The organism is Coprococcus sp. AM100_B19A (assembly GCF_027662015.1).
In the GTDB taxonomy this organism is placed as follows: Bacteria; Bacillota; Clostridia; order Lachnospirales; family Lachnospiraceae; genus Allocoprococcus; species Allocoprococcus comes.
Genome location: NZ_JAQDKN010000003.1, coordinates 250,598 through 262,366, shown reverse-complemented (window position 1 = coordinate 262,366; position 11,769 = coordinate 250,598). Strand labels below are relative to the sequence as shown.

At 44.1% G+C, this 11,769-nt stretch carries 8 protein-coding genes; 3 read left to right on the top strand and 5 right to left on the bottom strand.

Going from position 1 to position 11,769, the window contains the following annotated elements:
* Nucleotides 1–13: 13 nt before the first annotated feature.
* Nucleotides 14–1,186, bottom strand: coding sequence for a CobW family GTP-binding protein (locus tag PGQ33_RS04835; protein ID WP_117555839.1), 1,173 nt, complete (start codon nt 1,184–1,186; stop codon nt 14–16).
* Between the two features lie 201 nt (nt 1,187–1,387).
* Between PGQ33_RS04835 and PGQ33_RS04830 the strand changes: the two genes are divergently transcribed.
* Nucleotides 1,388–1,810 (top strand): DsrE family protein, encoded by a 423-nt coding sequence (locus PGQ33_RS04830; protein ID WP_117555837.1) that lies wholly within the window; start codon nt 1,388–1,390, stop codon nt 1,808–1,810.
* A 214-nt stretch (nt 1,811–2,024) separates the two neighbouring features.
* Here PGQ33_RS04830 and PGQ33_RS04825 read toward each other — a convergent pair whose 3' ends face one another.
* The 4 genes from PGQ33_RS04825 to PGQ33_RS04810 all read right to left on the bottom strand — a co-directional run bounded on the left by PGQ33_RS04825 (nt 2,025) and on the right by PGQ33_RS04810 (nt 8,735).
* On the bottom strand, nt 2,025–3,635 hold the full coding sequence (locus tag PGQ33_RS04825) for a CvpA family protein (RefSeq protein WP_195479491.1): 1,611 nt from the start codon (nt 3,633–3,635) through the stop codon (nt 2,025–2,027).
* Nucleotides 3,636–3,674: 39 nt separating this feature from the next.
* Nucleotides 3,675–5,120: a TrkH family potassium uptake protein gene (locus tag PGQ33_RS04820; RefSeq protein WP_270205363.1), complete on the bottom strand. Its 1,446-nt coding sequence runs from the start codon at nt 5,118–5,120 to the stop codon at nt 3,675–3,677.
* Nucleotides 5,121–5,132: 12 nt separating this feature from the next.
* Nucleotides 5,133–6,494, bottom strand: coding sequence for a Trk system potassium transporter TrkA (trkA, locus tag PGQ33_RS04815; RefSeq protein WP_270205362.1), 1,362 nt, complete (start codon nt 6,492–6,494; stop codon nt 5,133–5,135).
* Nucleotides 6,495–6,659: 165 nt separating this feature from the next.
* Nucleotides 6,660–8,735, bottom strand: a complete 2,076-nt coding sequence (locus tag PGQ33_RS04810; protein WP_022220725.1) for an elongation factor G — start codon at nt 8,733–8,735, stop codon at nt 6,660–6,662.
* 184 nt (nt 8,736–8,919) lie between these two features.
* Between PGQ33_RS04810 and PGQ33_RS04805 the strand changes: the two genes are divergently transcribed.
* Together PGQ33_RS04805 and aroA are read left to right on the top strand one after the other, a co-directional pair.
* The gene (locus PGQ33_RS04805) at nt 8,920–10,017 is read left to right on the top strand and encodes a prephenate dehydrogenase (RefSeq protein WP_270205361.1); all 1,098 of its coding nucleotides are present in this window, start codon (nt 8,920–8,922) and stop codon (nt 10,015–10,017) included.
* Nucleotides 10,018–10,196: 179 nt separating this feature from the next.
* Nucleotides 10,197–11,510 (top strand): 3-phosphoshikimate 1-carboxyvinyltransferase, encoded by a 1,314-nt coding sequence (gene aroA / locus PGQ33_RS04800; protein WP_270205360.1) that lies wholly within the window; start codon nt 10,197–10,199, stop codon nt 11,508–11,510.
* The last annotated feature ends 259 nt before the right edge of the window (nt 11,511–11,769 follow it).

Sequence of the window (11,769 nt, the reverse complement as noted above, 5' to 3'; positions counted from 1 at the left end):
CCGCTTGCTCCTCCTAGATATGGAATAACTTAATCAGATCCTCTTCTTTGAGATCTGTTCCGATCACGCATACACGTCCTGTGTAATCAGCCTGTCCCTCACGGACTTCATATTCTTCCGGAACCATATCAAACTGCTTCCAGGAACCGTCTGCCATCTGGATAATTCCTTTGGAACGAAGTACGGTTCCGTAAGCATCTGTCTCAGATAATGCTTTCAGCAGGTAATCCAGTTCTTCTTCTGTATACTTATGAGCAGTCTCCTTGCCCCAGCTCGTAAATACTTCATCTGCATGATGATGTCCTTCGTGTCCGTGGTGATGGTCATGGCATCCGCAGGTGCAGTTCTCATCATGTTCATGATGATGCTCATGCTCTTCATGGTCGTGATCATGATGGTGTTCATGGTCATGATCGTGGCATCCGCAGGTGCAGTTCTCATCATGTTCGTGATGATGCTCATGCTCTTCGTGATCGTGATGATGGTCGTGATCATGATCATGACCGCAGCCACATTCGTCATCATGATGATGGTGATGTTCGTGGTCGTCATGCTCATGTGCATGTTCTTCCAAGATACCTTCGATCTCAGCGCCATGCTGCAGGGCATGCAAAACGGCATCTTTTCCAAGTTCTTCCCAAGGTGTGGAAATAATGGTTGCCTCTGCATTTTTCTCACGCAGCATATGCACGCACTCTTCTACCTTTTCATCTGTCATCATCTGGGTACGGCTGATAACGATCGTAGATGCATGCTCTACCTGGTTATTGAAGAATTCTCCGAAGTTCTTGAGATAGATCTTTGCTTTCTTACCGTCAACAACTGTGATTCTTCCGTCAATCTCAATATCTGCCTCATCTTTGACACCCTCGATTGCTTTTACAACATCAGAAAGCTTTCCAACTCCTGAAGGTTCGATGATGACACGATCCGGTGTATAATCTGCAAGTACTTTCTGAAGTGCTTTGCTAAAATCCCCCACCAGTGTACAGCAGATACATCCTGAGTTCATCTCTGTGATCTCAACGCCGGCATCTTTTAAGAATCCGCCATCAATACCTATCTCCCCAAATTCGTTCTCGATCAGGACCAGTCTTTCTCCCGGAAATACATCCTCGATCAGTTTCTTGATGAATGTTGTCTTTCCTGCTCCCAGGAAACCAGAAATAATATCAACTTTCGTCATTTTTCGTTCCTCTTTTCTTATTATTATAATTTCATAAATTAGCCTTTTCTAACTGCAAATTGTTTCCGAGCTATATCGTATCACATTTCTTTAAAAGATGCAAATAAATAGCTTGTTAATGCATTGTGATTAGTGTATAATAGTTTTATAAAATCTCGTACTTTTTTAGTACAAATTCATAAACAAAGGAGACTTGATAATATGGTTAATTTATTGACAGGCCCAAAAGGAAGCGGAAAAACCCAGCAAATGATCGAACGTGCTAACGAAGCTGTAAAGACATGTGAAGGAAACGTATTCTTCATCAAGAAGAGCCACAGAGATACATACAGCTTATCTTTCAACATCAGAGCGATCTGCATGGATGACTATGATGTAATCACCAATACCGATGAATATCTTGGATTTATTTACGGTATGTTAAGCGCAGACCATGATATCAAAGCAATCTTTATCGACGGTATTTTAAAACACGCCGACATCACACTTGAGAACATTCCTTCTTTCATCGAAACACTGAAAAAGATCTCCAAAGAAAATGATGTAGATTTTTATGTCAGCATCAGTGCAACGAATGAACAGCTTGGTAATGTAGATTTTGAAAATTGTACACTCCTTAACTAAGATAGACATTATCCAAAAGGAGGGATGAAGATTTTCTGTAAATCTTCATCCCTCCTTTTATGGTTTTCCAAATGTGACAGAGTACATTCTTTTTATGCTATGATACCAGGGTCAAAAGGTCAGAAAGCCGATGCAAGCTTGCTTGCAAGAGGATTTTTGCACTCTCGCAATCTGGTATCAAAGGGGCAAAATACCTTTTGACTCCAACATCATGCTATTTCAAAGACAAAACCGTATTTGCCTTATCCCCTTTTGCATACTCCAGTTTTACATCATCTCCAACATTGTACTTGATGATCTCAATAAAATCGACTACCGATACATCAAAAATCTCATCTGATCCTTCCAGCATAATGTAGTAATGAGAATCTCCATCTATAACGCCCTGGGCGATTTTCGTGATCTTTCCTTCGATCGTGCCGGTATCCATCTTCACTTCTTCTTTTTCCTTGATTCCATTGGTAAGAAGCAGATTATTGTAGGATTCTTCACATACACTTACCGTATCCCCGATCGCAACAACCTGGTACTTCTGGACATTGACCATTGCATACTTTTTCACAAGTCCTGCATCATCCTTAAGTGCCATAAAGTAAGTCGGCTCCCCGGAAATGTTAAGCAACAGCGGGAAAGTCGCCCGATACTTCAGGTTCTGTACCTGTCCTTCTGCCGATGCCATCGCAGAATCTTCGATCGCACCTGCCACCGGATAATACTTTGTCTCCATAGTTCTCTGGTTCATCAGAACAAATCCCACATTGGACTGGTCACTGTTTACAGAAGTTACTCCCGTGTACACCCATACATCATCATCAATCGCCAGATAATTATATCCGTTTGTTGTCTTCAGACAATCTTTCTGGCTGAGTACACTGTTAAAATACCCATGTTTTAACGTGCCATAATAATCATAAAGCTGTACCAGAAGATCTGCCGAATAGGCTCGGTCGATCCATTCCGGGACTTCATCGATCCTGTAGTCCTGCATTTCGCCGGTGATCGCATTGCAGAGCACCACATGTCCTACCGTTTCTCCTCCGAAAAGACCGATATTATACTTTTTGACCGGTGCTACCCAGTATGGAACACCATTATCATCAATTTCAAAACTAAGGTCTCCGTAAATATAAGTCGGATGCGCAAAACGAAGATGACGGTAAATATTTCTTCCAAAATGCTCGCTGGTCGAATACTTCATTCCCTGCTCCAGCTTTACCATCTCCGTTGTCTGACTTGCCATATCGATCCGGATATATGCAGGAAGTCCATCTTTCCGATTGGTAAACCATTTGATCAGATTCGCATATTTCAAAGGTGACACACGGACCGGACGATCCTTGTAGTTGATCTGACTGTAGATATCGTCCACCTCAAACTGGGATACCATATCTGACATGCTTCCCATCTTCCGGTCTCCTAAAAGCTGCGCAGACTCCTTATCCAGAAGCGGGATCTGGTCAAAGGAAAGCTCCTCGATATCTTTCGTGAATTCGCCCTCTTCTACCTTCAGAAGCTGTTGATATTTCTTCGCATTCACAATCGGTGAAGAAAGAATGGTTCCGGCCAGATAAATCACTAACAAAAGAATAAAAAGACGGACACACCATTTGAAACCTTTGGATTCTTTCATCTCCTTCAGATCAATCGCTCCGTATCGCAAGCCTTTTTTTCCTGCAAACACAAGACCGACCGCAAGCACCAGAACAAGCACAAAATACCACACTCCGGAAGAATGGATATTAAAAGCCGGCAGTGATACATAATACCAGATTCCTGCTGCCACTAAAAGCAGCAGAAAACTAATCGCTATATTTTTCTTTTTCATAAATTCTCCTTTTCATCGTTTTGCCTTACCGAAGCTGTCTTAGAATTTTCTACTCCAAAGTGACGGCGAGAACAGCATCAAGAACGGGAAGATCTCCAGTCGTCCGATCAGCATATCCACGCAGAACACAATCTTCGAGAAGTCTGAGAACTTCGCAAAATTTTCCACCGGTCCTACCAGATTCAGTCCCGGTCCTACATTATTAAGTGTAGTAAGCACTCCGGTAAATGAAGTAGTAAAATCAAAGTTATTGATCGAGATCAGAAGCACGGATACGATCAGGATTAGTATATACGCAATAAAGTATACATATACCCCCCGCATCGTCTCTTCTTTCATTTTTTTCCCATTTACTTTTACGATATTGACTGCTTTCGGATGGATCATAGTTTTCAGCTCCCGGCGGATGCTTTTTACCAGGATCAGAAGTCTTGATACTTTGATACCACCGCCTGTTGAACCGGCAGAAGCACCGATTACCATCACAAGAAGCAGAACACATTTGGAAAGCTCCGGCCACTTGTTGAAATCTGCCGTCACAAATCCAGTTGTCGTGATCACGGATGCCACCTGGAACGCCGCATAGCGGAATGCCTTTAAAAGAGAATGATAACCTCCGGCGATATTGCAGGTGATCACAACGGTTGCTCCTGCAATGATTCCCAGGTAAGCACGCAGCTCCTCATTCTTAAATACACTCTTAAATTCTTTCAAAAGCAGAAAGAAATACAGGTTAAAATTGATACCAAACAGGATCATAAATACGGTGATCACACCATCAATGTAGGCACTGTTGAAGTGTGCCACACTTGCATTGTAGCCGGAAAATCCTCCGGTACCGGCAGTACTGAATGCATGTGTCACTGCGTCAAACAGGTTCATCCCTCCTGCCAGAAGAAAAACTACCTCAATTGCAGTCAGTGCAAAATACATTCCATACAGGATCCTTGCGGTTCCTCTTGCCTTTGGAACCAGTTTATCTGCCTCTGGCCCCGGAACTTCCGCACGCATCAGATGCATGGAATTCTTCTCATCCAGAGAGGTAAGTACCATAACAAATACCAGCACTCCCATTCCACCAACCCAATGTGTCAGGGAACGCCAGAAAAGAATTCCTTTCGGAAGTCCTTCAATCTCAGTCAGGATCGTAGAACCTGTCGTCGTAAATCCGGATACTGTTTCAAAAAAAGCATCCACATAGCTTGGAATACTTTTGCTGAGTACAAATGGAAGTGCACCTGCAAGTGACCAGAAAATCCAGGCCGTTGCAACAATGATCAGACCTTCTTTGGCATAAATCGTCATGTTCTCCGGGCATTTTCTGCCAAACAGCAGATAAATTGCCGTCAGGATCGCAGCTGTAATCAGAAAATAAACCGATGTGTGCTCGCCATAAATAATTCCAACCATCATCGGAAGCAGCATCAGCAGTCCCTCTACTCCCATCATCTTACTGATGATATAGCGTATCATTTTCACATTCATTTCTTTTCACCCCTATTGCTCAGCCAGAATATCTGTGATATCCTTAACTTTCTTCTGGGTCGTAACGATTACAACACTGTCGCCCACCTGAATGGATTCATCCCCGTCCGGAATAATAATCTGCCGTTTTCTTCCGATACATGCGATCAGATTGTTCGGCTTCAGTTCCAGATCCTTAAACGGGATATCTGTATATTCTGTTTTTTCTTTGATAATAAATTCCAGTGCTTCTACTCTTCCGCCAACCAGCTGATACATAGATTCAACATTGACATTCTTGAGAGAATTCTGGCGTGCACGCACATAACTCATGATCGCATCTGCTGTTGCAGTCTTTGCTGATACAATCAGATCGATCCCAAGTTCCTCGACAAGCTGGGCACGTCCGTCTTCGTTGACCTTTGCCACGATCTTGTCCACACCTTTTGTCTTTGCAAAAAGTGCAAGGATAATATTCTCCTCATCCATACCGGTCAGGCTGACCAGGGCATCTGCCTGTTCAATTCCTTCTTCGATCAGAAGGTCATGGTCTGCGGCATTCCCACAGATGATCGTCGCTTTCGGAAGCTGGTCGCAGAGATCTTCGCATTTCTTCCAGTCCTGCTCAATGATCTTAACCTGCATACCAAGTCCTAAAAGCTGTTTTGCCAGATAATATCCGACTTTTCCCCCACCACAAACCAGAATATTCTTCGGCTCTTTCCGCTTTCCGATCAGATGGAAAAATTCTTCAATATATTTGTGGGATGCAACAATATGAAGCCGGTCTCCATCATGGATGACAAAATCACCATTCGGGATGATCACTTCCGTTCCACGTCTTACAGCACATACCAGAACTTTGATCTGGAACTTGCGGTAAAGCTCAGCAAGCGATACTCCGCCCAAATGGCTTCTTTCTTTGACAATGAATTCTACCATTTCGACTTTTCCCTTCATAAAAGTCTCTACCTTTGCAGTATCCGGAAGAAGGATCGATCTGGAAATCTCAAATGCAGCCGCAAGTTCCGGGTTGACAGCCATACTCAGTCTTAAGTCCTCTTTCAAAAGATCGATCTGCTGATAATAGATCGGATTCCTTACACGGGCGATCGTGTGCTTTGCCCCAAGTCTCTTTGCGAGTAGGCAGCTCAGCATATTCAGTTCGTCTGTCGATGCACATGCCACAACAAGATCAGCGCCCGGCACTCCTGCTTCTTTCTGCACTTTCGCATCTGCACCATCTCCGGTAATGCAGAGAATATCAAGCTGATTAAGTGCTTCTTTTAATTTTCCCTCATTTTGGTCAATCAAAACCACATCGTAATTTTCTTCGGATAACTGTATGGTCAGTTTATGACCAACCTTCCCGTCCCCAATAATTACAATTTTCATTTTTCTTTTCCTCTACTTTTTCTCTTAATACTAAACCTTTAATACTAAAATTGTATAAAATACCAATGGGACAGCCGAAGCTGCCACCATCATAATATGTATACCACTTTTAGTACGAAAGTACAATAGAAAAAACCGGGATTTCCTCCCGGCTTTTCCTTATTCTTATTCTTCAGCTGCACGCTTTTCAATTTCTTTTTCCTGTACATCTGCCGGAGCCTGTTCATAACGGGCAAATTCATACGAATAGCTTCCTCGTCCACCTGTCATAGAACGAAGTGTTGTGCAATATCCAAACATGCCTGTCATCGGTACATCCGCTTCAATTACCTGATATCCGCCTGACTGTGGATTCATTCCAAGAACACGGCCACGTCTCTTGTTCAGATCTCCCATAACGTCTCCGGTATAATCATCCGGAACGGTTACTTTCACAGATGCGATTGGCTCAAGAAGAACCGGTCCTGCTTCCATAAATCCTTTCTTAAATGCCTGGATCGTCGCAGTCTTAAATGCCATTTCAGAAGAATCTACCGGATGGTAAGATCCATCATACAGGGTTGCTTTCACGCCAACTACCGGATATCCGGCGAGAGGTCCTTTTAATACAGATTCCTGCAATCCTTTTTCAACCGCCGGGAAGTAGTTCTTCGGAACAGCACCTCCGACTACTTCTTCCTGGAATACATACGGTGTATCCAGATCTCCGGATGGTTCAAAACGCATCTTAACATGTCCATACTGTCCATGTCCTCCGGACTGTTTCTTATACTTGGTATCTACATCCGAGTTCTTGCGGATCGTCTCACGGAACGCAACTTTTGGTGTCTCCAGTCTGATTCCGACTTTGTAACGCTCTGCCAGCTTGCTTGCTGTCACTTCCAGATGCTGGTCACCCATTCCATAAATCAGTGACTGGCGGTTCTCACTGTCATTTACCACTTTCAGTGTCACATCCTCTGCCATCATCTTCGCAAGAGCCTGTGATACCTTGTCCTCATCACCTTTGTTATTCACTACATACTTCATATATGTATACGGTTTGGAGTATTCGGTTCTTCCATAAGATACCGGTGTATTTTTTGTTGAAAGGGTATCCCCTGTCTTTGTACTTGTCAGTTTTGCAATCGCTCCGATATCACCTGCAAACAGTTCCTGAACTTCTACCGGTTTGTTGCCGGATAAGGTGTATATCTTGCCGATCTTTGCTTCTGCATCTGACTCCGGATTGTAAAGGACATCATCCCCCTTTAATACACCGGAACATACTTTTACGAAAGAATATTTTCCGATAAACGGATCTACCATGGTCTTGAATACATATGCGGTCTTTGCGGCTGCAAAATCATGATGTGCTTCAAAGATCTCATTGGTCTTACGGTTGATACCTACGCATTCACGGTATTCCGGACTTGGGAAAAATCTTACGATATCAGACAGTAAGTTTGCAACACCCTGTGCCTGAACATTGGATCCCATTGCTACCGGAACGATATCTCCGTCCATAACTTCTGTTCTCATGGCAGAACGGATCTCTTCAACCGAGAATTCATCTCCCTCAAAATAACGTTCCATAAATGCTTCACTGGTCTCTGCCACTGCTTCAAGAAGCTTCTCTCTGTAAATCTGCAGGTTCGGCAGACAGTAATCCGGAATCTCACACTCTTCTCTCTGTCCAAGTCCGGTGTATCTTCTACCTGCATTCTTGATAACATTGACATAACCTACTAATTTCTCGTTCTCACGGATCGGTTGGAAATGTGGTGCGATCACTTTACCGTATCTTGCGGTCAGATCTTCAACAACCTGACGGAAGCTGGCATCATCCACATCCATCTCAGTAACATAGATCATACGCGGAAGATTATACTTATCACAGAGTTCCCATGCTTTCTCGGTTCCTACCTGCACACCGGCTTTTCCGGAAACAACGATAACAGCTGCATCGGCTGCGCTGACTGCTTCTTCCACTTCTCCGACAAAATCAAAATATCCAGGTGTATCAAGGATATTAATCTTTGCTTTTTCCCATTCAATCGGAATCAGACTTGTGCTAAGTGAGAATTTACGTTTCTGTTCTTCTTTATCAAAATCACTGATCGTATTACCGTTCTCAACAGATCCCATACGATTTGTTGCTCCAGATACATAAGCCATCGCTTCTGCCAGACTGGTCTTTCCGCTTCCCCCATGTCCTAAAAGGACCACGTTTCTAATTTCATCCGTTCTGTAAACCTTCATGCTTGCTGCCTCCTTGCTAAAGTTTCTCATGGATATATTGTACTAAACTTTCTATAAAAACACAACTATTTTATAGAATTTCAACAAAAACTTTCACTTTTACACTTTAAAGTATTGCTTTATTGACAGATAGCCTGTTTTCCTATATTATGAAAGGTAGACTATCACGAAAGGACGAAAGATTATGAAACAGAAAAAAATCGGATTTATCGGACTCGGACTCATTGGGGGCTCTATTGCAAAGGCGATCCGGCGATATTATCCGGATTATGAGATTGTCGCTTTCGACAAGAATAGAGAAACTCTGGCACTTGCCACACAAGAATCCATCATCAATGTGGCCTGTACCTCAATCGATGATAATTTCCGAGGCTGCAACTACATCTTCTTATGTGCCCCGGTTGCTTTCAATACTGCATATTTAAAGCAGATGATGCCTTACCTGCATGATGATATGATCCTGACTGACGTCGGAAGTGTCAAGACTCCGATCCATGACGAGATCATCCGGCTGGGACTGGAGGATTACTTTATCGGAGGACACCCGATGGCCGGTTCCGAAAAGAGTGGTTTTGCCAATTCCAAACCAATCCTGATCGAGAACGCTTACTTTGTTCTCACCCCTTCCGCCAAAGTAGCGAAAAAAAAGGTTGATGCATACGCATCCTTCGTAGAATCCTTGCGTGCACTTCCGATCGTACTGGATTATCATGAACACGACATCGTCACCGGCACGATCAGCCACTTGCCACATATCATTGCCGCAAGTCTGGTCAACTTTGTCAGAGACACCGACACCAAGGATGAGCTGATGAAAACCCTCGCCGCCGGCGGCTTTAAGGACATTACGCGAATCGCCTCTTCCTCACCGACCATGTGGGAACATATCTGTGCACAGAATCAGAGTAATATTTCCCAGATCCTTGGAAATTATATCGAAACATTAAATGAAGCGAAAAAACTGGTTGATTCCGGAGACTCCCAGGGAATCTACAATATGTTCGACCATTCCCGGAACTACCGCAATTCCATGCCAAATGGTTCTGCCGGCCCAATCAAGCGTGCATTCGAGATCTACTGTGACATCCCGGATGAAGCCGGTGTGATCGCCACCATTGCGACCATCCTCGCTTCTAATGCACTCAGCATTAAGAACATCGGAATTGTTCATAACCGTGAATTTGAAGAAGGCGTACTCCGCATCGAATTCTATGACAGCATCTCCTGTGAGAAGGCAGTAGCACTTTTGCAGAAGCATCGTTATATTGTTTATGAGCGTTAATAATTAAATGATGATACCAGGGTCAAAAGGTCAGAAAGCCGATGCAAGCTTGCTTGCAAGAGGACTTTTGACACTCACATCATTAAATGCAAGACAGTCCAAAAAATCTTTTCAGAACTTTGTGTAAATTGGTCACAATGCTTGAAAATAGAATTTTACGAATGAGAGGTTACTATATTATGCAAATCCAACCTGTTAAACAGCTTCGCGGGGAAGTATCTGTTCCCGGCGATAAATCCATCTCCCACCGTTCTATTATGTTCGGTGCACTGGCAAAAGGAACTACTGAGATCACACATTTTCTTCACGGTGCCGACTGCCTCTCTACCATCGGCTGCTTTCGTGCCATGGGAATCAATATCGAAGACACACCTGACCGTATCCTGGTTCACGGCAAAGGCCTTCACGGACTTTCCGAACCTTCTTCTTTTTTAGATGTGGGGAACAGCGGAACCACCACAAGACTGATTTCCGGTATTCTTTCCGGTCAGCCGTTTGCCACCACTCTTTCCGGCGATGCTTCTCTGAACTCCCGCCCGATGAAGAGGATCATGGAGCCTCTTGGAATGATGGGCGCTGATATTTTAAGCCAGAATGGGAACGGGTGCGCACCACTTCTGATCAACAGCCATCTTTCTGCCGGTCAGAATCCATCCCTGCACGCAATCCACTATCACTCAAAAGTAGCTTCTGCTCAGGTTAAATCTTCCGTACTCCTGGCAGGACTTTATGCAGACGGATTAACCCTGGTTACAGAACCTGTACTTTCCCGTAATCATACAGAACTGATGCTGAATGGCTTCGGTGCCAACGTACAGACAGAAGTACATTCTGATGGCAGTGCAACTGCATCTATTCTCCCATGTGAGGAATTATACGGACAGAAGATCCTGGTTCCCGGAGATATTTCTTCTGCTGCTTACTTCATCGCTGCTGCCCTTCTGGTTCCAGGTTCTGAACTTCTGATAAAGAATGTAGGTACCAACCCGACCCGTGCCGGAATCCTTAAAGTATGCAGGGCAATGGGGGCAGACATTACCTATCTAAATGAAAATCGTGACAGTGGTGAACCAACTGCCGATCTTCTTGTACGTACAAGCACTCTTCACGGAACCACCGTAGAAGGTGCAATCATCCCTACACTGATCGATGAGATTCCGATGATTGCAGTGATGGCTGCTTTCGCCGAGGGAACTACGATCATCAGGGATGCTGCCGAATTGAAGGTCAAAGAGACTGACCGTATCAAAACAACTACAGAAGGACTTCTTGCCATGGGCGTTGATGTAACACCAACCGACGACGGCATGATCATCCGTGGCGGTAATCCGGTTCATGGAGGACAGATCAACAGTTATCTGGATCACCGGATCGCAATGGCCTTTTCCATCGCAGCCCTTGCCGCTGAGGGAAATACTGAAATCCAGAATGGTCAGTGTGTAGATGTATCTTATCCTTCATTTTTTACGGAACTTCATTCCCTTTCCCTGTAATTTCACGCAAAAATATAAGAAAGAATGTGCCTCGGCACATTCTTGCGCCGAGTGCGTTGCTGAGCGCCAGTGGCGCTCGTTAAGCAACGACCGAAGGGGAGCGTAGACCGCTTGCGACATTCTTCATCTTCGTGCGAGTGCGCATCTCCGGCACGCAGGGCCTTTTGTTTCATAGGAAGTTCCTTCGGAATCTCCTATGAAACAAAAAAAGAAAGCCGCACACTACATAAGTAGTGTACAGCTTTCTTTTTTATGCGCC

Coding starts and splice junctions, on each gene's coding strand:
- PGQ33_RS04825 (WP_195479491.1), bottom strand. CDS start 3,635: ATGAAAAAGAAAAATATAGCGATTAGTTTTCTGCTGCTTTTAGTGGCA.
- aroA (WP_270205360.1), top strand. CDS start 10,197: ATGCAAATCCAACCTGTTAAACAGCTTCGCGGGGAAGTATCTGTTCCC.
- PGQ33_RS04830 (WP_117555837.1), top strand. CDS start 1,388: ATGGTTAATTTATTGACAGGCCCAAAAGGAAGCGGAAAAACCCAGCAA.
- trkA (WP_270205362.1), bottom strand. CDS start 6,494: ATGAAAATTGTAATTATTGGGGACGGGAAGGTTGGTCATAAACTGACC.
- PGQ33_RS04820 (WP_270205363.1), bottom strand. CDS start 5,120: ATGAATGTGAAAATGATACGCTATATCATCAGTAAGATGATGGGAGTA.
- PGQ33_RS04835 (WP_117555839.1), bottom strand. CDS start 1,186: ATGACGAAAGTTGATATTATTTCTGGTTTCCTGGGAGCAGGAAAGACA.
- PGQ33_RS04805 (WP_270205361.1), top strand. CDS start 8,920: ATGAAACAGAAAAAAATCGGATTTATCGGACTCGGACTCATTGGGGGC.
- PGQ33_RS04810 (WP_022220725.1), bottom strand. CDS start 8,735: ATGAAGGTTTACAGAACGGATGAAATTAGAAACGTGGTCCTTTTAGGA.